Here is a 24,554-nt window from a genome sequence, read left to right as displayed (position 1 = left end):
CCGCACCGCCCGCACGAAAGGCACCGCGATGATCGACGACGCACCCGCACCCCGTTGCGTGATCTGCCCGCGCCAACTGCTCGACCACGAGACCGGGAGGTTCATCTGCCTGCCGTGTGAGCACCGCATCGACCAGGACCTGCGGAAGCTGGCCGGGCCCGCAGGCCTCTACGCCCGGCTCTGCCTGCGCATCCAGCCCGGCCGCGGCGGCGACGGACCCGCCGTCTCGGGAACCCCCGGCCGCGCCATGCCCTGCAACGAAGCCGTGCTCACGATGACCGCCAACGGGGGCCTGGTGTCCACGCTGGAGACGTGGGTCGAAGACTGGGCCACCTACGGGCTCGCCCGCCGCAGCACCGGCGGCCGGCTCCAGCATCGCGTCGACGTTGCCGTCGAGACGCTGCGGCTCAACCTCACCCGGGCCGCGTCCCGTCACCCGGCGCTGGATGAATTTGCCCGGGAGGTCCAGCAGGCCGCGCGGCAGATCGAGGCCATCATCAGCGGCGAACGGGCGCCCCGGCGCATCCCCGTCACCTGCCCCTGCGGCACCGTCCGGTCGGTCACCCTCGATACTGACGGGTTCGAATGCCGCGGCTGCGGGGCGGAGTACGGGCACAGCGAGGCGCTCAAGCTCACCGTCGCGGAGAGGCGGGCTGCGTGACGGAGAGCTTCCCACCGCCGAGCGGTTGTCAGTATTGACAACCGCTGCCGCGCCCCTTAAGTTTTCAGTATTGGAAACCAGGCACGGCCGATCCGAGAGGTACCCGCCATGACCGCCTCCTTCCGCGTCTCCCAGGACTCCACCAAGGAAGACCTACTCACCAAGATCGACGGCCAGAAGCGCCAGATCGCCAAGCAGGAAGCCAAGATCGACAGGCAGCGCGCCCAGATCGCCGCACTGAGCGAGCGCGCCGCCGAACGGAACCGCACGATCGCCACACAGGACCGGGTGATCGCGGAACAGGCCGACGAAATCCAGGCCCTCAAGGAGCAGATCGCCCGCCTTCAGGAGACCCAGAAGGGGCTCACCCGATGACGCGAATCACCGTCTACAACAACGACGGCGACACCCGCCTCGGCTGGTTCGACCTTGACGCCGCCGAAGTCGTCCAGATCGAGGACACCCGGTGGGACGGGCACAACATGCGTGGCGTCATCTCCGGCCTCCAAACCGAGACGGCCGCCCTCTATCGGACCAAGGGCGGCCGGTGGGTCGAGAACATCGACGCCCGCCGCGAGGGCGGTACCGAGACCTGGCGGTTCCTGACCGACGACGAGGCCCGCAGTTGGATCATCGCCTCGGGTGCCGACAATGCTGAGGACAACCTGGCCAAGTGGTTTCCAGACACTCCGGAGGAGGAAGGTCCCGCCCCGCAGGGCGGCCGGCCCGCAATCGGCCCCACCATCAACGTTGCCTACCCCAAGGAACTCCTGGACAGGATCGACGCGGCAGCCAAGGAAGCCAAGATTTCCCGCGCGGCATGGCTGCGCCAAGCTGCCGAGAAGTGTCTGCAAGCGTAGGACGCATGGAGGAGAAGGGCCCCGACCCGGATGGGTCGGGGCCCATTCGCATGTCCGCCTACGCCGCCTCTCCGATCACCGGCGGCTCGGCCGGCTTCCGCCCGTTCAACACCTGACGCACCCAACCCTCCGACAGCCCCAGCCGCGCCGCCAACTCCGCCACCGGCACACCGTGCCGCCACGCCGCCCGCAACGCCGCATTCCGCCGCAACTGCCACCGCTCCCGCGCCACCCGGCCCGCCACCGTGCGGTGCAGGAACACCGCCGCAGTAAGCAGCAACCGGCCCGCCATGTTGCTCCACTTTCGCTGCACACAAGCCCCCTGTCAGTGCACCGACAACCAACCCACACCACGGTCGACGGCGCGCGAAAGCGGCACAAGGGCGCGAAGCGGGCGCACACACAGAACGCCCCCACCGAGGAGGCGGGGGCGTTGCTGGTGGGGCGGTCAGGCGCGGGACACCGCAAGCGGCGCCGGCACCGGCGGGGCATCCAGACCGAACCTCTCCGCGAGGAGCATCCGGGCCGCGGTGTCGCGCTCGAAGGCGCTGCGGCCGGGCGGCATCGACAGGACGCGGGAGCCGTCAGGGGCCTCGACGAACGCCCCGAAGAACGTCGCATCCGTGATCGACGAGTCGACGAGTTCCACGTCCAGCTCGGCGAGGAGCTCGTCGAGTGGCGCATCCAACAGGTGATCTGTCGACAAAGCGGGGCGCGCTAAAGCCAGTGCTTCGCTACTCTTCATGCGTAGCTCCATCCTTCACAGGGGTTGGGTTGCTGGATTCGCGAGTCGCCACTCGCGGGTCGAACTGGCCGGGCGGTCGCCACCGCCCGGCCGTTCGCGTTTCTAGGAGCCTCATGGATGAGGCGGCCGGATTGGGAGGGCACCACACAAGACCTTCACAGGTCAGTGCGGCAGCACCTCGTCGAGCCACGCCTGAACAGGCCCGTACAGGCCGTAGGGCACCAGGCCCGGGATCTCCTCATGCCGCACCCAGGCGACCGTGTCGAGCTCCTCCTCATCGGCCACCGTCGCCGTCCCCGAGACGACCTCGCATGCCGTGTACGCCATGAACTTGCCCGTCTTCGGGTGAACGCGGTCGCCGATGTACTTCACCGGTTTCACCGTCAGGCCGGTCTCCTCGAGCGTCTCCCGAACCGCCGCCTCTTCCGCGGTCTCACCGTCCTCGACGCCGCCGGCCGGGAACTGCCATGACAGCTCGCCCTCCTTGACGCGGCGGCGCACCATCAGGACACGCCCTCCGTCGGTGATGATGGCGGCGGAGATGCCGGGCTTCTCGGTGGTCGTCTCGGTCATGCAATCGCCTCCAGGGCGCTCAGGATGGGCGGGTAGATGCGGTCGGTGGGGATGAAGCGGCTGAGCTCCCTTATCGGAGCCCATGCCACGGCGACGTTCTCGGAGGAATCCCCGTTGACCGCCTCGCCGTACACGTAATCGCAGATGAAGTAGTCGCACATTGCGCGCGTATAAGGGTGGAGTCGTTCACCCAGGTGTTCGCGGACCATGCAGTGCACCCCGGTTTCGTCCAGGGTTTCCCGCACGGCGACCTTCGACGCCGAGCCGCCCGGCTTCACGATGCCAGCCGGGAACTGCCACGAGATGTCGTCGCCGTCCTGCCTGCATACGAGCAGCACGTCACCGTCTCGGCGGACCACTGCGATGGCCACCCGCAAGGCCTGCGCCTCCGGCTGGGGAGTCGCTATCCGCGACAAATGGATGAACCGCCGGCGCACCGCATCACCTGCCATTCCGTAGGTCGTGTCCAGAATGCGCTGCGTCTCTGGCTGGGGCACCATGCTCGGGTTCGCGCGCCACGACGCGACACTGCGAACAGACACCCCCAGCTTTCCTGCGAATGCTTCCTGGGTCATTTCGAATGCGTCCTGGAGCCGGGCCGCTTTCTCCCCGGTCCACCGCTGAACGTCGTCCACTATCGGCTCCTCGGCCGCCTTTGTGGGCCCTCTTGCGGCGGGTCTGCATCAGCCTGCATCGCCCGCTGCAGATCACTGCATGGTGCTGCACGGGGTCTTCATGGTCTGGCTGCGCCCACGCGCGAAGACTCGATCCCATGCAGCACTGGTCACTCACCCCTGCCGAACTGGTGGGCGCGTTGGTATGTGACGCCCCCCATGATTTGTCCGATCTCCTTCCAGGTCTTGCCCTGACCCTTGAAGCCCAGCGCGATCTCCTGCCGCTGTCGTCGCCGGAACATCTCGAGCTCGTCTTCGAGGTGCTTGGCGAGTTCGAGGTATGCGGCCCAGCGTTCGGGGAGGTCTGTGATGGCTCGCAGTTGGTCCTCGTATCGGGCGTAGGGGGCGTCGGGAGAGTCGGCCATGACGTGAGGGTACGGGCGATCCGGCGGGCACTCAAGACGCGATTGGAGAAGTTCAGTTGGGCGCTTGACTCCCCGCCGCGTCGCCCTTACGGTCGTATCAGTCGCTCTCAAGGCAACAGCTTGAGAGCGGCGAACGTCGTCCACTCTCACCGGACCCAGTCCGCGGACGGCGCACAAATGAAGACGGGCCGGACAACGCGACTCTCACCTCGCGTGCCGGCCCTGACCAACAGGTTCTGACTAGGAGACCACGTTGGCTACCACCGATCTTATCGGTGCGCTTGGGCGCGCCGACAACGCGGGCGACACCGCCCCGCTTCCGCCGGCCGCCATCGATGTGGCTCGCCGCCTTGAGCTGGAGCTCCGGTCTCCGGTCGACGTGCTGCGTATGCGGGTCGGTCGCCTGGAGGAGTCGCTGTGGATTCAGCGGCAGGGCCGGGACTTCGACCTCGTGCAGATGCGGAACCCCGCACTGTCCGAGCTGGAGCGCGCCGAGGCCGAGGGCTCCTTCCGCAGCACGGCCTGGGAGATCGTGGATCTGCGCCGCCAGCTGCGCGAGGCGAAGGCGGCCTTGGAGGTGGCGATCCGCTTCCAGGAGGCGGAGTCGACGTACCGGCTGATGTCGGCACAGACGTCGCGCATCGCGCCCGGAGAGTTCGATCGGCTGCTGTGCCTCCAGGACGAGATGCGGATGTGCCGCTGCCAGCTGGAGGCCGCCGGCCGCCTCGACCTGATCGGCGGTGCCGCGTGATGACCGCCGCTGACGAAGCCCCGCAGCCGGAGCCGACGCCGGATCTGCCGCCGCTGCCGCAGGACACTGCGGCCCGCCGCCGGGCGATGAAGGTCCGCAAGTGGTGAGCGCCGAGCACGAGCGCACGAAGCCGCCGCTCCCCGTGCGTCCTCCGCGCCCGCACCCCCAGGGCTGACCGCCCACCCCCGTACCGCCGCGGTGGCGGTGTCCGCCCCCGTCCCGCCACCGCGGCTTCCCATCTCGCTCCACCCACTCCATCCCGGCATGACCAACCGAGGAGATCAGCCATGCCTTCTTCCACCCAGACCACCCAGTCCAGCGCCTTCGCTGAGCCGTGGCCGGAGGGCGTCATCGCCCGCTACCTCACCGTCGCCGGGGCTTCCCTGGCACGCGAGGACCTGGCCGTCGACATTACGTACTCCACCAAGAGCGGACTGATCACGAACACCTGCGCGGGTTGCGGCAGCACCGAGCACACCAACACCGACGGATCCTTCGCCGACTCCCCGGAAGCGGAGCAGGCCCGCGTCGAGCAGTGGCTGCCGCAGGCCAAGCGTGACGCCCAGTCCCACGCGGAGACCTGCCGCGCCCTGCCCCGCCCCACCGCCTGACCTTCCCTTTCCCGCCCCACCTGACCAGTGAGGATCCACCGCCATGCCCACGCTCACCTTGATCACGTCTGCTCCGTCGTCGGACGCCGAGTACCGCACCGATCTGATCCGCCGCTACCTGGCTGCCTCCGACTCCTTCGCCGAGATGGCGCTGCTGGCTGAGGCGGCCCGCTACGACAAGGCCAACCCGGGCGAGTCCCTCGTCGACGAGCTGCTCGGCGCCGCCCTCGGAGACGTGGCCTGATGGCCCGCGAGGAGCTGGCCCGGGCTGCCGGTGAGGCCACGGTCGACACGTACACGGCAGCGGCTGCCTTCGGCGAGACGCACGAGGTGACGCACCTCGCGGCCGGGCGAGCGCTGAAGCTCGCCGTCGAGGCGCAGCAGGCGGGTGCGTCCCCCGCCGACATCTGCCGGGCGGCCGGACTGCCCACCCCCTGAACCGCCGGGCGCGGTCACCCCCTGCCGCGTCCGGCATCCAGCCCGCCGATCAATCAACCCGAGAGGAGCCCATCGTGGCCCTGTTCCGCCGCACTCCCGAGCCGAAGGGCTACCGCCCCACCGAGGCCGAGGTGAAGGACGCTGCCGCCCAGTTGAACGCGGGTAGCCATCACGCCGCCTACGACCTGGCCGCCCACTCCGGCGACTACCAGCAGGACACGGCGATGCGGATCCTCGGCCACTGCATCGAGGACGGGGACGGCTCGTGAGCGCCCCTGCCCCGAACACGCACTTCCACTGCCCCGACTGCCACCCGCAGCTGCAGCGCGGTGTGACCCCGGCGATCTGCGGCGAGATCATCCCGCCTGTCGTCGTCGGCACCGGCCCGGAGCGGAAGTGTCGGCCCTGCAGGAGCCTGCTGCGCCAGCACAAGGCCAGCCACCGCCGCCGCTGACCGGCTGTCCGCGGCCCGCGTCGCGCACGCGGGCCAAGAAGAACTGGCGCAGCACCACCCCATTGCACACCCCCACGAGTCCTGGAAGGACAGCCATGAGCAGCGGATACCGTTCCTGGGAGGAGCGTGACGCCGACGTAGCGAAGACGAAGGCCGAGACCGCCCGCATCAAGGCGGAGGCCGACGCGGCGGCGCAGGCAGCCGAGTCTGCCGCGGCTGCGACCGAGACCGCGAAGCTTGCCGAGAAGGTTAAGCAGGCGCGGCTGCAGAAGCAGCTCGGCGACGTCAAGGAGACCGCCAAGGACGACAAGGTTGCCCGGAAGGCGAAGCGGCGCGAGCAGCGCGACGAGGACGGCGCCACCTTCAAGGTTCTCGTCAACGTGGTCATGGCGCTCGGCCTGCTCGCCGCCCTCCCCGCCCAGATCTCCTACTTCCTCGGCCTGCACCGCAAGGACGACAAGGATCCCGGCCCGGCGTGGACACTCACGCCGATCCCGTTCTTCCTGGAACTCCTCGCCTGGGTGGGCGTCATGGGTACCCGATGGGCGCACCGCAAGGGCCTGCCACGGTGGCCGTTCTGGATCCTGACCGCGACGCTCGCTTCCCTCGCCGGCTGGATCAACTACGCGCACGGCGTCACCGAGTACGGCCCGGTCGCCGGCTACGCCCTCGCTGCGACGTCCATGATTGGCCCGCTGCTGGCGGAGGTCCGCCAGTTCCTGGAGTCGAAGGCCGCCGAGGACGGGCGCGATCTGAAGCAGCGCGCCAAGGACCGGCGCGCGGCCCGGGAGAAGGCGAAGGCCGACCGTGAACGGGAGCAGGTCGAGCGGGCCGAGGACGAGCGTCGCAAGAAGCTGTTCCCGAGCGAGTTCGAAGAGTACGAGCGGATCATGGCCGCCTACCCCACCGGCGGCATCACCCGGGCTGCGGCATGGGAGCAGGCGTGGGACACGATGCACGCCCTTCCCCTCGCCGTAACGGCCGGCAGCATGGCCGCCCGCGAGGTAGCCCGGGAAGCCGTCGAGGAGCTCCTGCGGGATGCCGACCGCAGCCCCGAAAGCATCGCCGTGGACCTGTTCCTCGCGAAGGCATTCGACCCGAACGGCGGCGACGACGGACCCGCAGGAGCTACCCCAGGAGGCGGATCCAGTGGGCCTACGGGGGGAGGGTCACGGGCCCGTCGTGCGGAGCCCTCCGAAGGGCCTACAGCCCTTGGGCGTAAAGGGAAGCAGGGCTCTGGCCGTACCGCCGCGAAGACCCCCGAGAAGCCGCTCGATCCGGCTCACATCGAGAAGGTCCGCAAGCTCGTCGAAGCCCTCGGAGACGTTGACCGGCTCTCCGCCCGCAAGGTCCGCGAAGTGATCGGCGGCGGCAGCAACGAGTACGCCGTCCGCCTCCGCAACCACGTGAAGAACGAAGCCGCATCCGCCAACTGAACCCACCTGTCAGGAGTCTGAACATGAACGTCACCCTTCGCCGTATCGCCGTCTCCACCACCGCGACCGTCGCCCTCCTCGGAGGCGCCACCGCCACCGCGTCCGCCGCGTCCCCGGAGCACGAGGCGACCGTCGTCGCCATCGCCAAGGCCGAGACCCCGCCGGGCGGAACGGACGGCATCACCAACGGCCTCACCCCCGACCACGGCGGCATGGGCTCGCAGCTGCAGAACCCCGTCAACGGGCAGGTACCGGCCGGCTACCCGCAGCAGATCCAGACGCAGGCCTCGGGCGGCGCGATCGGCGCCGGGGTCGTCGCGATCCTCGTCCTCGGGATCATCGTGTTTGTCCGGGTCCGCGGCAAGGACATCAAGGTCGGCGACGCGGTCGTCGTCACTCTGTTCGGCATCGCCGTCTCCGGCACGGTCATCGGAGCCCTGGGTGACCAGCTCACCGACTCCGCCGTCGCCTCTCTCGGCAGCATGCTCGGCGGCCTCTGAGCCACCCACCCGCGGGGCCCGCACCGGGCCCCGCCCCTCACTCAGGAAGGAAGCAGGCCAGTGGCCACCGAGATCGAGCCCCAGTACGCCGAGCAGCAGCCGCAGGAGGAGACGGCCGAGCCGACTCGCGGCGAGCGCATCAAGGCCGCGTTCGCCGAGCAGCGCAGCAACGCCGGTGCCCGCACCCGCGACTGGCTGGCAGGCGGCGACCTGGACGAGGCCGACGTCATCCATCTGGCCACCGAGACGAAGCAGCGCAAGCACGCCGAGCAGGTTGCCCAGCAGGAGCGGCGCGCTGCCGAGGCCCGCGGGCGTTTCCACGTGGCCAAGGCGCAGGCCGAAGACAGCGAGACCAACAGGGGGCACGGCAACGTCGCCGCTCTGGCCGGACGAGCCGCCCAGGAAGAGGCCAGGCTCGAAGCCCTCCGCGCCACCCCCGTGCTGCCGCCCACCGACCGGGAGATCAACGCGGCCCGCAACGGCAAGAGGGCCGGACGGGCGGCGATCCTCGCCGGCGGGACTCTGGGCGGACTGTCCGCCTTGGGCACCGCCGTCGAGCAGGCCGCCACCGGGCAGCCCATGCTGCTTGCCGTCGTCACCACCGGGGCGAGCCTCGGTTGGTATCTGATCTCCCGTCCCTTCGTCCGAAGCCAGGCCGGTGAGGTCCCTTTCGGGATGACCCCGGCCAGCCTGCCCGCCACGTTCCAGGCGGAGCCGGCCGGGGGAGCAGCGCCGATCGTCGGTGGGAACGTCGTCATGTCCGTCGAGCAGCTGCCCGAAGGCGCCAAGCCGCACCCGCTGCGGAACGCGCACACGCCTGACCAGCTCGCCCAGTGCGTCCTGCTGGCCGCCCGCGCCGAGAACGTGCCGATCGTCGAGGTGTCGGACGTGACGCGGCAGCCGTGGGGCTGGCAGTGCACGGTCCGCGTCAGCGAAGGCACACCCGAGGCGATCATCGAGAAGAGCGGCGACCTCGAGACGAAGTTCGACCTGCCCACCAACGGTGTCCGGCCGCAGCCGATCAGGGCCCGCCGCGCCTGCGCCATCCTCCGCCTTGTCGATGGCGACCCCTTCGCTACCGCCCCCGGCATGCCGTACCGAGCCCCCAAGTCCCTGTCGATCACCGACCGGTTCCGGATCGGCACCAGCGTCGGCGGCGACCCCCTGGAGGTATCCCTCGCCGGCGTGATGGGCCTGTGGGTCGCGGCGTCCGGCGGCGGCAAGACCGGCATCCTGCAGGCCCTCGCCGAGGGCACCACAGCGTGCCGGGACAACATCACCATCGACCTCGACCCGTTCGGTGACGGCCTCGAAGACCTCGGGGACGCCGTGCGGATCACCGCCCGCACGAACGAGCAGATCGAAGCCGTCCTGTTGTTCTTCCTGGTCATGGCCAAGGCGCGCGCCCGGCTGAGGGCGAAGCTCGGCATGGGTAAGAAGTGGAAGGCCAGCCCCGAACACCCCGCTGTCACGATCTTCTTCGACGAGTTCCCGAAGGCCACGGAGCTGGCCAAGAAGCTGGCGTTCGACCTGCTTCTCGTCGGCCGCAAGGAGCTCATCGAAGTCGAGATCGCCTCCCAGGGCGGGCAGAAGGGCTACCTCGGCGAGAACTTTGCACAGATGGTCGCCCTCAAGGCCGTCGGCCCGTGCAAGGTCGGGGACACCCGCGCCGTGTTCGGTGACGGGGCCGTCAAGGAGGGCTACCTGCCGCACAAGCTCTCCCCGGCCACCGACACCGACCCCAAGGACGCCGGTCACATCTTCATTCAGGGCGTGCCCGGCATGGCCGACGAGCCGATCGAGTACGCCGTTCACGAGACGCCGTCCGCGGTGCTGCGTCAGCTCGCCCAGGAGCGCCTGGAGGCCGGGCTGCTCGAACCGGACCAGGACAGCCTCGACGCGATGAAGGGTGTCGACCTGCCCGAGTACGTCGAGCCGGTCTGGGACAACGAGGGCAACCTCAAGAAGCCGGCGCCCGTCGACCTGCTGTCGTGGGAGCAGCTGTTGAAGCTGTGCGGTGCCGAGCCGCCTGCCGGCGCGGAGCTGGCGGATGGCCCCGAACGGGCTGTGATCGAGGACGCGGTCGCGGTCATGGAGAAGTCGGGCGTCGATCGGATGAAGACCGAAACGCTGCTCCTGGCACTCCGCGACTACGACCCCGATGCCTACGGCGAGATGGAAGTCGAGGCGTTCAAGGCCCTGATGAGTAAGGCGGGCGCTGGAGGCCCGATCACGCTGGGCCAGATCGGCGAGGAGAAGAACCCGCGCGGCTTCAAGCGGGATCGACTCCGCCACCTGCTGTGACCGTTACGCGAAGTATGCACCCCTGATCAGGGCCTGCTCAGCCCTGCTCACGCCACAAACCCGCAGGTCACAGCTGCTCAGCCTGCTGCTCACCGCCTGCTCAACCTCTGCTCTGAGCAGCACCTGAGCAGGCGCCTGAGCAGCCCTGACCTGCGGCTTCTCCCGCTGAGCAGTGCTGAGCAGGCAGAACAAACCACCACAAACTAGAAACGGAGCCCGACTCATGCCCAAGACGTGGCAGCCCCACCAGGAGAAGAAGTTCGTCCGCGAACTCAAGCTCGGACAGCCCTACTACGTGATCCGCGACCTCGAAACCCGCGGCGCCCCGTTCGAGGACGCCCAGCGGTACGAGGAGCACGTGTTCACCGAGCGGTCCCGCCTCACCGGAACCCCGCGTACCGACGGCGGCATGACCGCCACCCAACTCTGCAGGAACTGGGGCCCGGTCTACGACACGCCGCCGCGCAACATGCGGCGCAGCGGTGAGCCCGGCCCGCAGGTCGGCGCCCCCCTCGGCCGCGACTACACCGCCTACCTCGACGAAGCCGAACTCCGCGGCCTCGACAAGAGGCTCCGCGACACCAGCGACCCCCGCACCCGCCGCATCTAGCTGAGCCGGGGCGCCCCTCCCGCCTGCCAGCAAAGCAGGGGCGCCCCGTTCTACCCCACCCGATCAAGACCAGACGAGGAGATCACCATCATGACCGACGAGCAGTGGGAGGCCCAGAACAGCAGCCTCTCCCCGGACGAAGCCCACGCGCGCGGCCTGTGCTGGTGTTGCGCCGGCAACCGCGTTCTCTACACCGCGTTCGGCGGCGTGCAGCGCAAGGTCGACTGCCACGAATGCGGCGGCACTGGCAAGGCCCAGAGGTGACCATGGCCGTCGCCGCCCCGGCCGTCGACACGAGCCTCGACCTCGACGCGCGGCTCGCCCTCACCCTCGCGGTCATGGACGAACGCTGCACCCTCGCCGTCCTCGCCGTCGAAGTGAACACCGCCCACCTGCCCGTCGTTGAGCCGCTGCCCGAGATCACCGCGCCGCTCACTGTCCCCCTCGCGCCGGCGCCCAGCCCCTACAGCACCCCCCTCGCCGCTCTGCTCCACCGGGCGAGCCTCCGACTGGAGGCCGCCGGCTGGTGTACCGGTGCGCTGCGCGACGAGCAGGGCGCCGCCTGCCTCATCGGCCACACCCGTGCCGAAGCCGCAAGCCGCGACCAGGCCGACGACGCCTGCGCCCTCCTACTGGAAACCATCCGCCGCGACTTCACCGACGCCGAAACCATCCCCAGCTGGAACGACGCACAGCGCAACCCGCGACTGCCCCTCATCTACCTCGGCCGCGCCGCCGACCTCGCCCACGCCCGCAACCTCTGAGGAGAACCCCCATGTGCGACACCATTGAAGCCCCCGACTTCCTGACCGGGACCATCACCCCCGGCACCTACGCCGAGAACGACCGGAGGGAGCTCCGCGACCTCGCCGTGCACCTACTCGTCGACAGCCAGCGCCTCCAGCGCGCCGGCTGCGCCAGCCGCATGCACCTGCTCCTCCACGTCCACCCTGCCATCGACCACGCCGTCAAGGTCGGCTGGGACCGTGACGACATCCACGCCGCCGCCGACCGCGAGTACGGGCAGTGGCTCATCGACAACGCCGGGAGGTAGGACCGATGACCGAACCCGCATGGTGGCCGCAGATCCTGTCCGCTACGTCCCTGCGTCGTCAGGCGGCGGGCATGCTCCTCGCCCAAGCCACCCCTAGCGTCGTGCGCGGCACGCTGCGGCTGGAGTTCCCCCGGACCGGCCTCGTCACGGCCTGGCGGGACAGCCGGGCCGAAGCAGCACTGGAAGGCGCGCTCGCCCACTACGGGTGGGCCATGCCGATCGAGGTGACAGAGGCCTGACCGCAACACAGAGCCCCCGACGAACCCAGCGTCGGGGGCTTTGCCGTGACCGTATCGGGCGAATCCGGGTCACGGAATGAACACTTCACCTTCACGCTCACCCCAGTCGCGCGCATGATGCACCCCACGCACACTGATCCATGGGGGGACCATGCGCCGTACCGTCACTGCCGTTGCCGCCTGCCTGCTCGCCGTAGGCGCAGTCGGCTGCTCAAAGTCCCACGACGAGAACGTCAAGGGCTGCACCGCCGCGCTCGCTGAGCAGACCGGAGGCGATCCTGCGGACACGCCGACCGTCAGGGAAGCGGAGGAGAGGGTCGATGCACTCGACAAGACGCTCGCGGGCATGGTCCGGTCCGGGTACGAGGGCGTGGCCAGGGACGCGCTCGACACGGTGGAGAAGAAGACCAAGGAGGGCGGGAAGGACCGGCCGGAGGCGTGCGAGCCGCTCTCGAAGGACGACTACACCGCGCTGCTGACGGCCAAGGCGATCGATGGTCTCGGTTGGACGGACAACGACGGCCAGTTCGACAAGCTCAAGATGGTGGAAAGCCTCGGCGACTAGCCTTGCTGTGGTCGTGGCGAGGCCCCGCACCGAATCGTCCTCCGGGCGGGGCCGTCGTCGTGCGGTGCATTAGTCGTACAGCGACCGCCCGGCACGCTGCACTGCCTGCCGAAACCCTGCCTCGACCGCGCCGTCGTCGATGATGAGCAGTTGGCCGGGTGGGCAGCACGGGCTGGCTCGCAGGGTGATGTGGTCGTAGCCGCGTTCGTCGATGACGGCCTGGATCTCGTCGAAGCGGCCGGGCTCGCAAAGAACAGTGCGGTTCGCGTCGCCCTCGATCTGCGCCCAGAACGCCTCGTCTGCGTTGCTCATCCGGTCTTCTCCTCGCTGCTCACCGGGTGCTCCTGGAGCGTGGCCACCTCGACCCGCAGATCATGGATCACGCGCACGAACTGCTCCGTTGTGTGCGTGGCCAAGTGCTCGCGCAGCGCTGCCTCCGTCTGCTGGGCCTCCGTGAGACAGGCTCGATGCGCGATCGAGGTGACAGCTTCGCTGAAATCCCGGGCAGCCGGGTCGGCTGTGACGCCGAGCTCGGCGATCCGGTCGACGCTGGGCGGCGGGACCTCGTGGCGCCAGCCGCATTCGAGCGGGCACAGGTAGCGGGTCGTTCCGGGCGCCGGGCTATTCATGCCGTTCAGCATCTCACCTGCCGCGCGATCGCCGTGTGCGCCAGCCTTTGCGGGCCATGCCGGAGCGCTCCGGGAAGGTACGGCCGGCGTTGGAGATGCGGGCGGCCTTGGTCTTCGAGGCGCCCTTCCGGCGGAGCGCGCGGTAAACGGCGTGGCGTGAACGGTAGACGAACCCCCAACGTCCTCCACGGTCGGAAACCATCAGCGGCCCTTCTTCCTGTTGGTGATCGACGGGTACTTGCGTTTCACGGCCTTCCGGACCTGAGCCTTCTCGCTGCTGGTGCCGTGCTGGGCTACGCGCGCGAGGGCGTTGCGGGCTCGCCCCTTCGTGTCGAGGGGGTACTTCCGCTTGGAGGGCACGCCGAATGCCGACTTGGGGAGGCTCTTGCGCTTCCTGGTGGTCATCTTGGACGACTTGGCCACGGGTCCGCTCCCTTCCGTCCTCCCATGGTGCGCCTGCGACAGGGGGTTCGGTAGCGGAGTGGGCGACTATTGGACCTCAATGTCCTACGATTCGAAGGTAAAACTGGTGTGACGGTAAGGATCTGATGGCGATCGGGGAGGGTGAGGTATGGCTGGCGGACCCGTCCCGTACAACCGGCGCAACCCCGCCGAACGCGCCCAACTGGCCGAGATCATCTTCGACCTCAAGGCGCAGGGCCTCTCCAACTACACCATCGACTCGATGACCCAGCACCCCGACGGCCCCACCGGCGGCGTGCGCGTCCCCGCATCCACCGTCCGCGACCTCATCCGTGAAGAGACCAGCCGCCGCGTCGACCCCAAAGTCGACGAATACCGCACCCTCGAACTCGCCCGCCTCGAAGCCACCCTCGAACGCCTCCACAACATGGAGGAATCCGTACAGCGAGTCATGGCACGCAAGCACATCACCGTCAACAACGGGCGCGTCATCCGAATCCTCAACCCCGACAGCGGCGAAGAGGAACCCGTCGAAGACGACACCTTCATCCTCCAAGCCGTCGACCGGCTCAACCGCATCGAAGAATCCCGCCGCAGAACCAGCGAATCCATCCGCCGCCTCCTCGGCCTCGACATGCCCGTCAAGGTCGACGCCACCATCACGGAGACCACGCAGCAGGACATCGAGCTGCAAGAGATGATCCGCGACGCCAAAGCCAAGGTGCAGATGGAAGAGCAGCAGATCATCGACGGCGGCGCCGATGACTGACCTCCACGTCATCCCGCTGAACGACCTGGTCGAACACGACACGAGCGTCGGCGGCAGCTGTGCATGCGGTCCAACTGATAGGCCGGTCAAGCGAGACGACGGGTCCATCGGCTGGGTAGCTGTGCATCACAGCCTTGACGGGCGCGAACCGAACGAGAGCTGATGGCGACCGCGGTCCGCGCGCCCAGTTACCTCGACGGCCTGGACGCCGAAACCTTCGACCTGACGGCCTACCTCGCCCAGTTCGACGCCGAGATCCTCGACGACCCGGAAGGCCGCCGAACCCTCACCCGCCTCAACCCGCTGCTGTTCGGCCTCGTCTATCTGCGCCACCACCTCCGCGACAGTGAGGGTCGCATCACCTTCGGGGACGCGCACCTCGACTGGTGCCGCGCCGCACGCAAATGGGTACGCCCGCCCACCCGGCCGGCCGTGGACCGCGACGCCTACATCGCCCCCCGCAACATGGGGAAAAGCACCTGGTGGTTTTTGATCCTGCCGATGTGGGCCGCCGCCCACGGGCACGTCAAGTTCGCTGCGGCGTTCGCGTCGTCCGCCACCCAGGCGGAGACCCACCTGTCCACGTTCAAGGCGGAGATCGACCGCAACGAGCTGCTGCGCCGCGATTTCCGCACCCTGTGCACACCGGCCAAGCGCCCATCCGGCGCCAACGTGGCGGACACCCAGTCGATGTACATCGCCGAGTCCGGGTTCGTGTTCGCCGCCCGCGGCATCGACTCGTCGAACCTCGGCATGAAGGTCGGCGAGCGCAGGCCCGACCTCATCCTGTGTGACGACATCGAGCCTGATGAGAGCAGTTACAGCCTGGATTTGGCGCGGAAGCGGCGCACCACTCTGATCGACTCGATTCTGCCCCTCAATGTTTACGCGCGTGTCGTCATATCCGGCACCGTGACAATGCCCGGCAGCATCGTGCATCAGCTCGTCAAGCATGCCCGCGGCGTGGAGACGGCAGACTGGATCCAAGAGGAAGGCTTCCGAGCCCACTACACCCCGCCGATCATCAAACGGGACGACGGCACCGAGCGCAGCGTATGGCCAGCGAAGTGGCCTTACCCGTACCTGACGTCCATAGCCCACACCCGCAGCTATGCAAAAAACATGGCCAACGATCCGATGGGCGCAAACGGCGATCTGTGGACGCCGGACGACTTCCGCTACCCGGGCGACGAGGGCGTGGACCCGATCACGCACATGATGCTGTCGATCGACCCCGCGGTAACGGCGAAGAAGGGCAGCGACTTTACGGCGATGGCGGTGGTGTCGTGGTCGGCGCAACGTCGCCGGTGCACCGTGCACGCGGCCACGGCCATGAAGATCCAGCCGGGCCCGCTACTGCGGGAGCGGGTGCTGGCGCTGCTCGATGAGTTCCCGGAGATCGGGCTGATCCTGATCGAGGTGAATCAGGGGCAGGACACGTGGCAGGCGATCCTGCACGACATGCCGGTGAAGGTGAAGCCGGTGTCGCAGACGGAGAACAAGTTCGTCCGCGCCGAGGGGGTCCTGCATCACTACCAGCGTGGCCGGGTGATCCATGCGCGGCGGCTGGTCGAGTTGGAGCAGCAGATGTGCGCGTTCCCGAAGGCGCCGCACGACGACCTGGTGGATGCGGTGGGGTCGGCGATACGACGCTTCATCCCCAACAAGCCGAGGGAAGCATCAAAGGCCACAAAGGCAAGTTACCTTTGATTCCAAGGTGACTGCGTATGCTTGCCTTGACGAGGGAGGGCCGCATTGGATGACGAGTCGCTCGACGACCTCATGTACGGCATCGAAGAGCTGAAGGACGCCCGCCCCCGCTACGACCAGGCCGAGGCCTACTACGACGGCAAGGTCCCCGAGGTCTTCAGCTCGACCCGCATCCGGCGCGCCCTCGCCGCGAACGACATCGACTTCGACCTCAACTTCGCCAAGACCCCCGTCAATGCCGTCACCAACCGGCTCAAGATCGCATCGGTCACCAGCCCCGACGACGACGTCAACACGCTCATCTCGAAGATCTGGCAGGACAACCAGCTCAACCTGGAGATGCCCGACCTGTTCCGCCGCGGCGGAGAGTTCGGTGACGCCTACCTGTTCGTCCTCCCCGTGGAGGACGAAAAGGGCCAGGTCGTCAGGGTCGAGATGTTCTACAACTCGCCCAAGACCGTGCGGGTGATCTACAGCGAGGACAACCCGCGGCGCAAGGCGTACACGATCAAGAAGTGGTGTGAGGGTAAGTACCACCGCGCCGAGCTGCTGTACGACGACCGCATCGAACGCTGGACCACCGGCCAGAACTCTGACGGCGACAAGCCGGGCGACTGGATGCACTGGCCCGCCGACCCCGACGATGCCGACTCGTGGCTCCTCGAACACGACTGGGGCGAGCAGCCCGTGTTCCACTTCCGCACCGACCGCCCCTACGGCGTGCCCGAGCACTTCGGCGCCTATGGCCCGCAGAACGCCATCACCAAACTCCAGGCCACCCATATGGGCACCGTCGACTACCAGGGAGCACCCCAGCGGTACGCGCTCACCGAGAACGCCACCACCGACACCAGCGACCTGGAGCCCGGGGATTTCGACGACTTCCCGCCCGACGACGCTGGTGCTGGCCCCACCGACTCTGGCGACGACAGCAGCCTCAAGGCCGGGCCCGGGGAACTGTGGCTGCTCCGGGGCTTCAAGGGCGTCGGCCAGTTCGATGCCGCGAAGCCCGACGTGTTCCTCGACCCGATCCAGTTCAACGTGCGGGCGATGGCGCAGATCACGGACACGCCGCTGCGCATGTTCGACCCGCAGTCCAACCAGCGCTCAGGCGAGTCGTACCGCGAGGAGGACGGACCGTTCATCAGCAAGGTCGAGAACCGGCAGACGTCCTACGGAGCGACCCTGCACGAGGCGTTCGTGTTCGCGCTGCGCCGCTTCGGCGTGGTCGACCCGGTCGTCAACGTCGACTGGGTGCCGGCCAAGTCCGTTACCGACGCGCAGGGCTGGCAGACCGTCAAGGCGAAGATCGACGCCGGGGTGCCGCGCAGGCAGGCTCTCATGGAGGCCGGATACCGGGCCGAGCAGGTCGACGCCTGGCTGGCCGGTGTGGACGACGCGGAGCTGCAGCGCCGTGTCACCATCCTCGCCAGCCTCGCCGACTCCGCGCAGAAGCTGGGCGCCGCCACGGCTCTCGGCGTGGTCACCAGCGAGCAGGCCCAGCAGCTCCTAAACGGCGCCCTGTCCGACGTTGAGCTCCTCGCCGAAGCGCAGGCCCAGGCATGATGGCCCGCCGCCCCGACCGCAACGAGGAACTCGCCCACCTGGTGCAGGGCGAACAGACCGACGAAGTCCGCGCCTTCGAGGACCGCATCGCCGCACGCGCGCTGAGCGACCTTGAGGCGCGCTTCGGCGTCCTAACTCGCCGGTCCATCACCGCGTGGACCGTCGCATTCGGCAGCCCGCAAGCAGAGGCCTCTAATCCCGGCGCGCTCCGCCGCATCCTCGCCGTGATCCGGGCGGCGATCCGCCGCCTCCTCGGCCCGCTCGCACCCCGGACCGAACAGGCCCTCAGTGACGCGCTCCTCGAAGCGGTGCGGCTCGGCGCCCGCCAGCATGCCGCGTTCCTCGACGAAGCCACGGGACGGAGCCGGCGCCCCGTCTCGACACGCCCATCTCAGCGTCTGCGTGAACGCGTATCCGCCATCAGCGACGCGGTGGCCGACCGCCGCGACCGAGCCCTAGCCATGCTCCGGCCGAACCTCGTCCGCCGCTGGAGCGACGCCCAGGCCGGCATCGGCGTCGCACGCAGCGCCACCACCGCTGTCCGCACCCACATCACCACCGTCGTCGGCGAGGCCGTCAACGAAGCCACCCAGGCAGCCATCGACTACACCGGCGCCAAGAAGGTGTGGATCGCCGAGCGGGACGCCTGCGTCAACTGCGCCGCCTACGCCGGGCTCGTCGTGGCAGCCGACGCCAAGTTCCCGGCCGGCTTGTCGTGGGATCCCAGCCAGCGTGGCCGCGGCAAGGCCCCCGATGCGCCGCCGCTGCATCCGAACTGCCGGTGCCGTGTGACGGCGTGGGACGAGTCGTGGGCGCAGCAGGGCGTCATCTCAATGCCGGAGGCGCTGCGCCGTGAGGCGCGCCGCTCGATCGCCCGCGGCTGGTCCCTGCCCACCGAATCCGGCGCGGCCCGCATCCGCGCCGCCCGCGAACTCCTGCGCGTCGGCGCTGGCCTGCCGAAGAGCGTGGAAGAAGTCGCGCGGCTCGCCGTGGCCGCTGGCCGCTTCCAAGACCGCACCGTACCGACCGGCCCGTGATGGGTAACCCGCAACCCCCGAGATGGGAGCACCACATGAAAGACCTTGAGCTCGACACAGCCGAGGCTGCGGCAATCAGCCTGCCGCCCGGCACGATCCTCGGCTACCGCGCCGACGGCCGACCCATCCGCGTCATAGCCGGCGCCGCCGAGACCGACGACGAGCCGGACACCGAGGTGCCCGACGAGGAACCGGAGGCGGAGCCCGGGACTGACGACAGGCCCGAGGGAGAGCCGGACGAAGAACCGAAGCCGAAGCCTCCCGCGAAGAAGGCCGAGCCGAAGCCGGGCGACGACGACTACAAGCCGCCGTCGAAGGATGAGTGGGCGCGCACGCAGGCCGCGTTGAAGAAGGCCAACGACGACGCGAAGAGGCACCGGCTCCGCAACAAGGAGCTGGAAGAGAAAGCCCGCGGAGACGAGACCGAGCACGAGAAGGCGCTCCGGGAGGCCCGCGAGGAGGGCGAGCGCCGCTTCCGGGCACCGCTGGTCCGCACCGCGGCCCGCTCCGCGCTGATAGAGGCCGGAGCACTGGCGTTCCTGCAGGACGAGAAGGACCCCGAGTCGGCGGGCGCCCGGGAGAAGGGGGAGTCCCGCATCAAGCGACTCCTGAAGCTGGTGGATACCGACTCGCTCGACGTCGACGACGACGGCTCCGTGTCCGGCCTGGATGCCGCCATCGACGAGCTGCGCCGCGACTACCCGGAGCTGTTCGCCGCGCAGGCCCGGAAGGTTAAGCCGCGACCGACGGGCGCGCCGCGGCAGCCGGCGCCGGAGAAGCCCAAGTCGACGGCGGAGCTGCATGCCGCGCGACTGCTGGGCAGGGCTTGACCACAAGAGGTATATTCAGCACCAGGTGAATTGCTCCGGTGATCGGAGCTTGCCGCCGCCCTTGCTTGCGAAGGCGCCCGTGATGGGGCCCGAGCCTCAACCGCTTACCCCCATCACGCCGCCCGCAGGAGGGCCAGCATGGCGCGCAACACCCTTGAGGCATGGATCCCGGAAGAGTACGAGACTTCCCGGGTCATCCAGTCCATCCAGCAGATCTCCGCCGTTGAGGCGCTCGCCGCCCGCATCCCCATGGGATCCGACACCAAGCATGTGCCGCGCACCGCCGGTATGGGTGTGGATGTGGTCGCCAAGGGTGGCGCCTACGGTGAGGACACCTCCCTCAACGACGAAGTCCTCCTGACCGCGGTCAAGTTCGGTAAGGCCGCGCGCATCGCCGAGGAGGACATCAACGACTCGGTGGCGAACGTCATCGAGGCGAAGATGGTCGGTTGGGGCAAGTCCTACGCCAAGATGATCGACAACGCGTCGCTCGCGGTGTCGGCTGCGGCCAACGGCACCACCGTGCCGTTCACGTCGCTGTACCAGCTGCTGAACACCACCGACGCCACCCTCAGCTACACCGGCGGCACGAACGTCACCACCGCCGCCGCGGCTGGCGCCCCCACGTACACGGAGTTCTCTACCGCGATCGGCAACGTCGAGTCCGGCGACTACTTCGACCCGGGCAGCATGATGGCCATCGCCCATCCCGCGTTCCGCAAGAGCCTGCGCGGCGTCGTCGACGGCCAGAGCCGCCCGATCTTCAACGAGAACGGCGCCGGAACCCCCGACACGATCTTCGGTGTACCGGTCCGCTGGAGCCTCGGCGCGAAGATCTCCGCCACCGCCACGCCCACCCCGACCGGACGGCCGATCATGGCGTTCGTCAACCCCGAGCTCATGCTCCTCGGCGTCCGCTCCGGCCCCGAATCGGTGTTCATCGACGGCCGCGACGGTCTGTCCGCCCTCACCGACGAGTCGATCCTCAAGATGCGCGCCCGCCGCGGCTGGGCCTACGGCCACCCCAACGGCGCCAGCATCCTCGTCGGCTGATCACCCTCAAACGCCGTACCGCCCGCCGGCTCCGGGCGGTACGGCCCACAGAAGGGAGGTGAGCCGTGGCAACCAGGAAGACCAGCAGCAAGACCGGAGCCACCGCGGCGCAGGCCCCGAAGGGCGAGGACCGCGAGCAGCTTCGGCAGCGGCAGTTCCCCGCGAAGGCCGGAGCACCCGAGGTTGAGGTCGACGAACGCTCCGCCGACGGCGCCGAGGGAACACGCCACGTCAAGGAGTTCGTCGTCCCGGCCGCGCGGTGGACGGGCGAGGACTACCAGCACGAGGCGAACCGTGCCGGTGTGGTGAACGAGGCGATCCAGCGCGGCCTGCACCCGCGCGGTGAAGTCTCCTTCGACGGCCAGGAAGAGCACCCCGACGGCGTCTCACTCGTCCTCACCTACTCGGTAGAGACGGTGCCGTCCTCGGTGGACCACGAGCCCGAGGACACCACCACGCCGCGCGACGTCATCGAGGCCGACGGCAAGGACACCAGCAGCAGCAAGGCCGAGGGCTGACATGGTCGACGCTTGGGCCACCCCACAGCAGGTCATCGACATCACCGGCACCACGGTGACCGATGGCCAGCTGCTGCAGGCCCAGTCGTCGATCGAGATGCTGTCCAACAGGATCTTCGACGACACCTCGCGGATCCGTACCCGTGACCTGTACTGGCTGCGCAAGGCCGTCGCCTACCAGGCGGCGTGGCTGAAAGGGCAGTACGACCTGCACACCCGCCTGGACGCCAACCAGGTACAGCAGGACGGCGTCGTCGCCAACCTCACCGACAAGGCCATGACGCTGGGCCCGGAGGCGAAGTGGGCGCTGCAGCGTTGCTCCTGGATGCGGTCCCGCACCATCCACGTGCGGTCCCCGTTCGTCGACGGGCAGCGCGGCTACGCCGACCCGCTCTCCGACGCCAGCGACGAGCAGCTCCCGTGGACGCCGACGGGGGGCGGCTGATGTACGTCGCCACCACCACCGTCAGCATCCTCGGCGGCACCAGCGAGGACGAGTTCGGCGACGAAACCGACGGCACCACCGTCCTCACATCGGACGTCCCAGCGTCGCTGATCGAGTCGACGCGCACGGTCAACGAACCCGTCACCGGCACGCCCCGCATCATCCGCACCCACATCTGCCGCCTGCCCCCCGGCACGACCGTCGACGAAACCAAGCGGATCAAGGACGAACAGACAAGCGAGATCTACATCGTCGTCGCCGTCACCCGCAACGCCAACCCAGTCCTCACGCAGCCGCTGCGCGCGGACCTGAAACGCACAGGACGAGCCGCCTGAAGGCTCCGACATAGCGACCGCCCAGCAGGCATCCACGGCCCGTAAACGGCCAGCCAGCAGGGCACCGAGACCCGCCAGCCGTAGAGGAGGTGAGGGCGATGCTCAGCGCGAACTTCGAAGTCAAGGTCAACCATGGTTGGCAGGGCTGGGTCCGCAACGCCATCACCCGCTACCTCCGAAAGCTCGGCCGCGAGATCCAAAACGACATGGAACGCATGGCCCCGGTACGAACCGGCCGACTGCGCGGATCCCTCTACCACGAGGTGAACCGCGGCCAGCTCCGTGTCGGGGTCCGCAATGTGCCGTACTGGTCGACGGTCGAGTTCGGCTCCGGACCGCACGAGATCAGGCCCGTGAACGCCGCGGCGCTGTACTGGCCCGGCGCCCGGCACCCCGTCAACCGCGTCTGGCATCCCGGCACCCCAGCGCAGCCGTTCATCCGGCCCGCGTTGTACAAGCGGCGGGGGAGTCTCTGATGGCGGTCACCCCCAAGGCGAACACGGAGCTCGTCGCAGTCGCCTGGCTGGCCTCTGCGGAAGGCATCGAGCCGGGACAGGTCGCCACCACTCTGCCGTCCGACGCCTCAGCGTGGGAAACGAACGGCTTCGTGCACGTCGTGGGGGCCGTGGGCGGGACACCGCAGTTGTACTACGCGCTGCGCGAGCCGGTCGTTCAGGTCGACTGCTACGCCGTCAATCTCAACACTGGCAAACCTCCATGGGGCAAAGCCGCCTCCCTCATGGAGCTCGTCGTAGCCGCCACCTACGACGAGGCAGGGCTTCAGCGGGCTCTCACGCTGCGCCCGGGCTATCCGCAGGCCCGTGTCCTCACAGCCCACTTCACGTCCGAGCCGCGGCGAATGCCGGGCGACGACTCCTCCTACGCCCGCTATCAGGCAGATCTCGCCCTGCACTGGATCACCCTCTAGGAGCGCCCGTGCCGACCGTCCGAACCACCATGCAGCCCGACGTCGACCTCGACGTCTCCGACACCGAGTACGTCGACCTCACGCGGCAGGGCCTCCTCGTCCAGAAGGACGAGCCCGCCGCCGAGACCGAGCGTGCCCCCGCTCCTGCCGCCGCACCGGCCAAGACCCCCGCCGCGAAAAGCAGCAAGGAGAACTAGGCCATGGCGGTCACCGCAACAAACCTGATCATGGGGCCGGCGGACCTGTACATCGGATCCTTCGGCGCAGTCGAGCCCCTCGACACAGCCGTCAACACCACGCCCGCCGCGTCCTCCTGGACCGATCTCGGCGGCACGCAGGACGGCGTCAAGCTGTCCATCGACCAGACGTACACCGCGCTCGAGGTCGACCAGATCGTCGACGAACCCGGCGCCCGCCTCACCAAGCGCCTGTTCACGGTCGAGACGAACCTCGCCGAGGCCACCCTCGAGAACCTGAAGTACCTCCTCAACGACGGCACCGCCGCGTCGGGGGCGGGCTACAAGTCCTTCGAGCCGATCTACGCCTCCTCGGCGACGCAGCCCACCTACCGGGCGATCATCCTCGACGGCTATGCCCCCCAGCAGTTCCGGCGACGGTTCATCGTCCGTAAGTGCCTGTCCAACGACAAGGTCGAGTCGACCTACAAGAAGGACGGACAGACCCTCTTCACCGTGAAGTGGCAGGGCTTCTACGTCTCTGCCTCGATCGCCCCGTTCAAGCTCGTCGACGCCACCAGCTAGGAGCCACCGTGACCGCCCGAGCGCCCAAGACCCGCACCGCTCCGGTGCCCGCCGAAGACGACAGCGTGCTGCGCCTGTCGACCGCCTCGACTCCGGCCGTCGACGAGGCCCGCGAGCCGCTGTTCTACATCGACGACGAGCCCTTCACAGTCCCCAAGCTGATCTCGCCGCGGATCGTGTATCTCGGCATCGACAAGATGCGCCGCGACGGCCCTCTGTTCGGCTCCATGTACGTGGCGGAGCTGGTGCTGGGCACCGACCAGTACCAGCGACTCCTCACCCACTACGAGGCCGAGGACATCACCCAGGACCAGTTCGACCAAGCCATCAAGCTGATCAGCAACCTGTTCTTTGACCAGGACAAGCGGGCCAGCCGCGGCGAGGACGAGGCGGGAAAAGCCTCGGACGCTTCACCGGCCAGCTAGTCGATGTTGCCTGGATCGGTGAGTACCGCGGCGATGTTGACGCGGACTTCCTCGCCATCTACGGCATCGATCTGGAAAACGCCCCAAGGCTCGACGCGAAACGGTTCCTGTCCCTCGCCGCCCGCCTGCCCGCCTACGACGGCGCCATGGCCGCCGTCGTAGCCAGCCTCGACCAACCCGCACAGGCAGCCGCACCTGCCGCACCCGATCAGCCGGACGAGGTGTCACCCGACGCCCTCAACCTCATCGTCCCCGGCCTCATCGAACGCGTGGAGGTGTGACCAG

The 24,554-nt window shown here is 68.6% G+C and carries 40 protein-coding genes and 1 pseudogene; 33 read left to right on the top strand and 8 right to left on the bottom strand.

The features are described 5' to 3' along the window. Positions 1-28 precede the first annotated feature (28 nt). The 3 genes from ACIBL4_RS20040 to ACIBL4_RS20030 all read left to right on the top strand — a co-directional run bounded on the left by ACIBL4_RS20040 (position 29) and on the right by ACIBL4_RS20030 (position 1,521). A complete protein-coding gene (locus tag ACIBL4_RS20040) occupies positions 29-661 on the top strand; it encodes a hypothetical protein (RefSeq protein ID WP_399411856.1) in 633 nt (210 codons plus the stop codon). A 108-nt stretch (positions 662-769) separates the two neighbouring features. Further along, entirely contained in the window at positions 770-1,036 is a 267-nt protein-coding gene (locus tag ACIBL4_RS20035; protein WP_399411854.1) for a hypothetical protein, read from the top strand. After that, entirely contained in the window at positions 1,033-1,521 is a 489-nt protein-coding gene (locus ACIBL4_RS20030) for a hypothetical protein (protein ID WP_399411852.1), read from the top strand. The genes ACIBL4_RS20035 and ACIBL4_RS20030 overlap by 4 nt, the downstream gene beginning before the upstream one ends. 58 nt (positions 1,522-1,579) lie before the next feature. Here the strand turns inward: ACIBL4_RS20030 and ACIBL4_RS20025 are convergent, their stop codons facing one another. From ACIBL4_RS20025 to ACIBL4_RS20005, 5 genes are all read right to left on the bottom strand, one after another. Next, positions 1,580-1,834, bottom strand: a complete 255-nt coding sequence (locus ACIBL4_RS20025) for a hypothetical protein (protein WP_399411850.1) — start codon at positions 1,832-1,834, stop codon at positions 1,580-1,582. A gap of 135 nt (positions 1,835-1,969) precedes the next feature. Beyond that, a complete protein-coding gene (locus tag ACIBL4_RS20020) occupies positions 1,970-2,209 on the bottom strand; it encodes a hypothetical protein (protein ID WP_399411848.1) in 240 nt (79 codons plus the stop codon). 219 nt (positions 2,210-2,428) lie between these two features. Continuing rightward, positions 2,429-2,839: an NUDIX hydrolase gene (locus ACIBL4_RS20015; RefSeq protein WP_399411846.1), complete on the bottom strand. Its 411-nt coding sequence runs from the start codon at positions 2,837-2,839 to the stop codon at positions 2,429-2,431. Beyond that, complete coding sequence (locus tag ACIBL4_RS20010) at positions 2,836-3,474, bottom strand: NUDIX domain-containing protein (protein ID WP_399411844.1); 639 nt, start codon at positions 3,472-3,474, stop codon at positions 2,836-2,838. Before ACIBL4_RS20010 ends, ACIBL4_RS20015 begins: the two co-directional genes overlap by 4 nt. Positions 3,475-3,623: 149 nt before the next feature. After that, complete coding sequence (locus ACIBL4_RS20005; RefSeq protein WP_399411842.1) at positions 3,624-3,878, bottom strand: hypothetical protein; 255 nt, start codon at positions 3,876-3,878, stop codon at positions 3,624-3,626. Between the two features lie 253 nt (positions 3,879-4,131). Here ACIBL4_RS20005 and ACIBL4_RS20000 point away from each other — a divergent pair, with 253 nt between their 5' ends. The 15 genes from ACIBL4_RS20000 (at position 4,132) to ACIBL4_RS19930 (ending at position 12,840) form a co-directional block, all read left to right on the top strand. Then, a complete protein-coding gene (locus ACIBL4_RS20000) occupies positions 4,132-4,629 on the top strand; it encodes a hypothetical protein (protein WP_399411840.1) in 498 nt (165 codons plus the stop codon). A 287-nt stretch (positions 4,630-4,916) separates the two neighbouring features. Next, a complete protein-coding gene (locus ACIBL4_RS19995) occupies positions 4,917-5,240 on the top strand; it encodes a hypothetical protein (protein ID WP_399411838.1) in 324 nt (107 codons plus the stop codon). A gap of 43 nt (positions 5,241-5,283) precedes the next feature. Continuing rightward, on the top strand, positions 5,284-5,484 hold the full coding sequence (locus ACIBL4_RS19990) for a hypothetical protein (RefSeq protein WP_399411836.1): 201 nt from the start codon (positions 5,284-5,286) through the stop codon (positions 5,482-5,484). Next, the gene (locus tag ACIBL4_RS19985; RefSeq protein WP_399411834.1) at positions 5,484-5,678 is read left to right on the top strand and encodes a hypothetical protein; all 195 of its coding nucleotides are present in this window, start codon (positions 5,484-5,486) and stop codon (positions 5,676-5,678) included. Before ACIBL4_RS19990 ends, ACIBL4_RS19985 begins: the two co-directional genes overlap by 1 nt. A 74-nt stretch (positions 5,679-5,752) precedes the next feature. Beyond that, positions 5,753-5,947, top strand: coding sequence for a hypothetical protein (locus ACIBL4_RS19980; protein WP_399411832.1), 195 nt, complete (start codon positions 5,753-5,755; stop codon positions 5,945-5,947). Continuing rightward, the gene (locus ACIBL4_RS19975; protein WP_399411830.1) at positions 5,944-6,132 is read left to right on the top strand and encodes a hypothetical protein; all 189 of its coding nucleotides are present in this window, start codon (positions 5,944-5,946) and stop codon (positions 6,130-6,132) included. Before ACIBL4_RS19980 ends, ACIBL4_RS19975 begins: the two co-directional genes overlap by 4 nt. Before the next feature lie 95 nt (positions 6,133-6,227). Further along, on the top strand, positions 6,228-7,568 hold the full coding sequence (locus ACIBL4_RS19970; RefSeq protein ID WP_399411828.1) for a hypothetical protein: 1,341 nt from the start codon (positions 6,228-6,230) through the stop codon (positions 7,566-7,568). Positions 7,569-7,591: 23 nt separating this feature from the next. After that, positions 7,592-8,068, top strand: coding sequence for a hypothetical protein (locus ACIBL4_RS19965; protein WP_399411826.1), 477 nt, complete (start codon positions 7,592-7,594; stop codon positions 8,066-8,068). Positions 8,069-8,128: 60 nt separating this feature from the next. Beyond that, positions 8,129-10,372 carry a hypothetical protein gene (locus ACIBL4_RS19960; protein ID WP_399411823.1) on the top strand — a complete coding sequence of 748 codons (2,244 nt, stop codon included), beginning with the start codon at positions 8,129-8,131 and terminating at the stop codon, positions 10,370-10,372. A gap of 223 nt (positions 10,373-10,595) precedes the next feature. Beyond that, positions 10,596-10,982: a hypothetical protein gene (locus tag ACIBL4_RS19955; protein WP_399411821.1), complete on the top strand. Its 387-nt coding sequence runs from the start codon at positions 10,596-10,598 to the stop codon at positions 10,980-10,982. Positions 10,983-11,072: 90 nt separating this feature from the next. Then, positions 11,073-11,246: a hypothetical protein gene (locus ACIBL4_RS19950; RefSeq protein ID WP_399411819.1), complete on the top strand. Its 174-nt coding sequence runs from the start codon at positions 11,073-11,075 to the stop codon at positions 11,244-11,246. Between the two features lie 2 nt (positions 11,247-11,248). Further along, a complete protein-coding gene (locus ACIBL4_RS19945; RefSeq protein WP_399411817.1) occupies positions 11,249-11,746 on the top strand; it encodes a hypothetical protein in 498 nt (165 codons plus the stop codon). Between the two features lie 11 nt (positions 11,747-11,757). Further along, positions 11,758-12,036: a hypothetical protein gene (locus tag ACIBL4_RS19940; RefSeq protein WP_399411815.1), complete on the top strand. Its 279-nt coding sequence runs from the start codon at positions 11,758-11,760 to the stop codon at positions 12,034-12,036. Between the two features lie 5 nt (positions 12,037-12,041). Continuing rightward, the gene (locus ACIBL4_RS19935; RefSeq protein WP_399411813.1) at positions 12,042-12,275 is read left to right on the top strand and encodes a hypothetical protein; all 234 of its coding nucleotides are present in this window, start codon (positions 12,042-12,044) and stop codon (positions 12,273-12,275) included. 151 nt (positions 12,276-12,426) lie between these two features. After that, positions 12,427-12,840: a hypothetical protein gene (locus ACIBL4_RS19930; protein WP_399411811.1), complete on the top strand. Its 414-nt coding sequence runs from the start codon at positions 12,427-12,429 to the stop codon at positions 12,838-12,840. Positions 12,841-12,909: 69 nt separating this feature from the next. Here the strand turns inward: ACIBL4_RS19930 and ACIBL4_RS19925 are convergent, their stop codons facing one another. The 3 genes from ACIBL4_RS19925 to ACIBL4_RS19915 all read right to left on the bottom strand — a co-directional run bounded on the left by ACIBL4_RS19925 (position 12,910) and on the right by ACIBL4_RS19915 (position 13,892). Then, positions 12,910-13,152 (bottom strand): hypothetical protein, encoded by a 243-nt coding sequence (locus ACIBL4_RS19925; protein WP_399411808.1) that lies wholly within the window; start codon positions 13,150-13,152, stop codon positions 12,910-12,912. Then, a complete protein-coding gene (locus ACIBL4_RS19920; RefSeq protein ID WP_399411806.1) occupies positions 13,149-13,469 on the bottom strand; it encodes a hypothetical protein in 321 nt (106 codons plus the stop codon). Before ACIBL4_RS19920 ends, ACIBL4_RS19925 begins: the two co-directional genes overlap by 4 nt. 201 nt (positions 13,470-13,670) lie before the next feature. After that, the gene (locus ACIBL4_RS19915) at positions 13,671-13,892 is read right to left on the bottom strand and encodes a hypothetical protein (protein ID WP_399411804.1); all 222 of its coding nucleotides are present in this window, start codon (positions 13,890-13,892) and stop codon (positions 13,671-13,673) included. A gap of 148 nt (positions 13,893-14,040) precedes the next feature. Between ACIBL4_RS19915 and ACIBL4_RS19910 the strand changes: the two genes are divergently transcribed. The 15 genes and pseudogenes from ACIBL4_RS19910 (at position 14,041) to ACIBL4_RS19840 (ending at position 24,550) form a co-directional block, all read left to right on the top strand. After that, positions 14,041-14,661, top strand: coding sequence for a hypothetical protein (locus ACIBL4_RS19910; RefSeq protein ID WP_399411802.1), 621 nt, complete (start codon positions 14,041-14,043; stop codon positions 14,659-14,661). Between the two features lie 162 nt (positions 14,662-14,823). After that, complete coding sequence (locus tag ACIBL4_RS19905; RefSeq protein ID WP_399411800.1) at positions 14,824-16,371, top strand: hypothetical protein; 1,548 nt, start codon at positions 14,824-14,826, stop codon at positions 16,369-16,371. Between the two features lie 45 nt (positions 16,372-16,416). After that, a complete protein-coding gene (locus tag ACIBL4_RS19900; RefSeq protein ID WP_399411798.1) occupies positions 16,417-17,937 on the top strand; it encodes a phage portal protein in 1,521 nt (506 codons plus the stop codon). Further along, entirely contained in the window at positions 17,934-18,974 is a 1,041-nt protein-coding gene (locus ACIBL4_RS19895) for a hypothetical protein (RefSeq protein ID WP_399411796.1), read from the top strand. Before ACIBL4_RS19900 ends, ACIBL4_RS19895 begins: the two co-directional genes overlap by 4 nt. Before the next feature lie 35 nt (positions 18,975-19,009). Further along, positions 19,010-19,804, top strand: a complete 795-nt coding sequence (locus ACIBL4_RS19890; protein WP_399411794.1) for a hypothetical protein — start codon at positions 19,010-19,012, stop codon at positions 19,802-19,804. 117 nt (positions 19,805-19,921) lie between these two features. Further along, positions 19,922-20,857: pseudogene (locus ACIBL4_RS19885) on the top strand (phage major capsid protein); the annotation flags it as partial. 65 nt (positions 20,858-20,922) lie between these two features. Next, positions 20,923-21,375 (top strand): hypothetical protein, encoded by a 453-nt coding sequence (locus tag ACIBL4_RS19880; RefSeq protein WP_399411792.1) that lies wholly within the window; start codon positions 20,923-20,925, stop codon positions 21,373-21,375. 1 nt (position 21,376) lies between these two features. Further along, positions 21,377-21,820 carry a hypothetical protein gene (locus tag ACIBL4_RS19875; protein WP_399411790.1) on the top strand — a complete coding sequence of 148 codons (444 nt, stop codon included), beginning with the start codon at positions 21,377-21,379 and terminating at the stop codon, positions 21,818-21,820. Then, positions 21,796-22,155 carry a hypothetical protein gene (locus ACIBL4_RS19870; protein WP_399411788.1) on the top strand — a complete coding sequence of 120 codons (360 nt, stop codon included), beginning with the start codon at positions 21,796-21,798 and terminating at the stop codon, positions 22,153-22,155. The genes ACIBL4_RS19875 and ACIBL4_RS19870 overlap by 25 nt, the downstream gene beginning before the upstream one ends. A 98-nt stretch (positions 22,156-22,253) precedes the next feature. Beyond that, a complete protein-coding gene (locus tag ACIBL4_RS19865; protein WP_399411786.1) occupies positions 22,254-22,631 on the top strand; it encodes an HK97 gp10 family phage protein in 378 nt (125 codons plus the stop codon). After that, entirely contained in the window at positions 22,631-23,083 is a 453-nt protein-coding gene (locus tag ACIBL4_RS19860; RefSeq protein ID WP_399411784.1) for a hypothetical protein, read from the top strand. Before ACIBL4_RS19865 ends, ACIBL4_RS19860 begins: the two co-directional genes overlap by 1 nt. Before the next feature lie 8 nt (positions 23,084-23,091). Further along, complete coding sequence (locus tag ACIBL4_RS19855) at positions 23,092-23,280, top strand: hypothetical protein (protein ID WP_399411782.1); 189 nt, start codon at positions 23,092-23,094, stop codon at positions 23,278-23,280. Positions 23,281-23,283: 3 nt separating this feature from the next. After that, complete coding sequence (locus ACIBL4_RS19850; RefSeq protein ID WP_399411780.1) at positions 23,284-23,844, top strand: hypothetical protein; 561 nt, start codon at positions 23,284-23,286, stop codon at positions 23,842-23,844. Between the two features lie 8 nt (positions 23,845-23,852). Next, complete coding sequence (locus ACIBL4_RS19845; protein ID WP_399411778.1) at positions 23,853-24,269, top strand: hypothetical protein; 417 nt, start codon at positions 23,853-23,855, stop codon at positions 24,267-24,269. Positions 24,270-24,415: 146 nt separating this feature from the next. Next, entirely contained in the window at positions 24,416-24,550 is a 135-nt protein-coding gene (locus ACIBL4_RS19840) for a hypothetical protein (protein ID WP_399411776.1), read from the top strand. The last annotated feature ends 4 nt before the right edge of the window (positions 24,551-24,554 follow it).

The sequence above is a fragment of the Streptomyces sp. NPDC050416 genome, assembly GCF_044458845.1.
Taxonomy (GTDB): domain Bacteria; phylum Actinomycetota; class Actinomycetes; order Streptomycetales; family Streptomycetaceae; genus Streptomyces.
The sequence above is the reverse complement of the archived record's forward strand: the minus strand, read 5'-3'. Positions and strand labels throughout refer to the sequence as shown.

What these genes read in the sequence shown, in the direction of transcription:
- ACIBL4_RS20040 (WP_399411856.1), top strand. Translation starts at nt 29, where the DNA reads ATGATCGACGACGCACCCGCACCCCGTTGCGTGATCTGCCCGCGCCAA.
- ACIBL4_RS20035 (WP_399411854.1), top strand. Translation starts at nt 770, where the DNA reads ATGACCGCCTCCTTCCGCGTCTCCCAGGACTCCACCAAGGAAGACCTA.
- ACIBL4_RS20030 (WP_399411852.1), top strand. Translation starts at nt 1,033, where the DNA reads ATGACGCGAATCACCGTCTACAACAACGACGGCGACACCCGCCTCGGC.
- ACIBL4_RS20015 (WP_399411846.1), bottom strand. Translation starts at nt 2,839, where the DNA reads ATGACCGAGACGACCACCGAGAAGCCCGGCATCTCCGCCGCCATCATC.
- ACIBL4_RS20005 (WP_399411842.1), bottom strand. Translation starts at nt 3,878, where the DNA reads ATGGCCGACTCTCCCGACGCCCCCTACGCCCGATACGAGGACCAACTG.
- ACIBL4_RS19995 (WP_399411838.1), top strand. Translation starts at nt 4,917, where the DNA reads ATGCCTTCTTCCACCCAGACCACCCAGTCCAGCGCCTTCGCTGAGCCG.
- ACIBL4_RS19990 (WP_399411836.1), top strand. Translation starts at nt 5,284, where the DNA reads ATGCCCACGCTCACCTTGATCACGTCTGCTCCGTCGTCGGACGCCGAG.
- ACIBL4_RS19985 (WP_399411834.1), top strand. Translation starts at nt 5,484, where the DNA reads ATGGCCCGCGAGGAGCTGGCCCGGGCTGCCGGTGAGGCCACGGTCGAC.
- ACIBL4_RS19970 (WP_399411828.1), top strand. Translation starts at nt 6,228, where the DNA reads ATGAGCAGCGGATACCGTTCCTGGGAGGAGCGTGACGCCGACGTAGCG.
- ACIBL4_RS19965 (WP_399411826.1), top strand. Translation starts at nt 7,592, where the DNA reads ATGAACGTCACCCTTCGCCGTATCGCCGTCTCCACCACCGCGACCGTC.
- ACIBL4_RS19955 (WP_399411821.1), top strand. Translation starts at nt 10,596, where the DNA reads ATGCCCAAGACGTGGCAGCCCCACCAGGAGAAGAAGTTCGTCCGCGAA.
- ACIBL4_RS19950 (WP_399411819.1), top strand. Translation starts at nt 11,073, where the DNA reads ATGACCGACGAGCAGTGGGAGGCCCAGAACAGCAGCCTCTCCCCGGAC.
- ACIBL4_RS19945 (WP_399411817.1), top strand. Translation starts at nt 11,249, where the DNA reads ATGGCCGTCGCCGCCCCGGCCGTCGACACGAGCCTCGACCTCGACGCG.
- ACIBL4_RS19940 (WP_399411815.1), top strand. Translation starts at nt 11,758, where the DNA reads ATGTGCGACACCATTGAAGCCCCCGACTTCCTGACCGGGACCATCACC.
- ACIBL4_RS19935 (WP_399411813.1), top strand. Translation starts at nt 12,042, where the DNA reads ATGACCGAACCCGCATGGTGGCCGCAGATCCTGTCCGCTACGTCCCTG.
- ACIBL4_RS19930 (WP_399411811.1), top strand. Translation starts at nt 12,427, where the DNA reads ATGCGCCGTACCGTCACTGCCGTTGCCGCCTGCCTGCTCGCCGTAGGC.
- ACIBL4_RS19925 (WP_399411808.1), bottom strand. Translation starts at nt 13,152, where the DNA reads ATGAGCAACGCAGACGAGGCGTTCTGGGCGCAGATCGAGGGCGACGCG.
- ACIBL4_RS19920 (WP_399411806.1), bottom strand. Translation starts at nt 13,469, where the DNA reads ATGAATAGCCCGGCGCCCGGAACGACCCGCTACCTGTGCCCGCTCGAA.
- ACIBL4_RS19910 (WP_399411802.1), top strand. Translation starts at nt 14,041, where the DNA reads ATGGCTGGCGGACCCGTCCCGTACAACCGGCGCAACCCCGCCGAACGC.
- ACIBL4_RS19905 (WP_399411800.1), top strand. Translation starts at nt 14,824, where the DNA reads ATGGCGACCGCGGTCCGCGCGCCCAGTTACCTCGACGGCCTGGACGCC.
- ACIBL4_RS19895 (WP_399411796.1), top strand. Translation starts at nt 17,934, where the DNA reads ATGATGGCCCGCCGCCCCGACCGCAACGAGGAACTCGCCCACCTGGTG.
- ACIBL4_RS19890 (WP_399411794.1), top strand. Translation starts at nt 19,010, where the DNA reads ATGAAAGACCTTGAGCTCGACACAGCCGAGGCTGCGGCAATCAGCCTG.
- ACIBL4_RS19875 (WP_399411790.1), top strand. Translation starts at nt 21,377, where the DNA reads ATGGTCGACGCTTGGGCCACCCCACAGCAGGTCATCGACATCACCGGC.
- ACIBL4_RS19865 (WP_399411786.1), top strand. Translation starts at nt 22,254, where the DNA reads ATGCTCAGCGCGAACTTCGAAGTCAAGGTCAACCATGGTTGGCAGGGC.
- ACIBL4_RS19860 (WP_399411784.1), top strand. Translation starts at nt 22,631, where the DNA reads ATGGCGGTCACCCCCAAGGCGAACACGGAGCTCGTCGCAGTCGCCTGG.
- ACIBL4_RS19850 (WP_399411780.1), top strand. Translation starts at nt 23,284, where the DNA reads ATGGCGGTCACCGCAACAAACCTGATCATGGGGCCGGCGGACCTGTAC.
- ACIBL4_RS19840 (WP_399411776.1), top strand. Translation starts at nt 24,416, where the DNA reads ATGGCCGCCGTCGTAGCCAGCCTCGACCAACCCGCACAGGCAGCCGCA.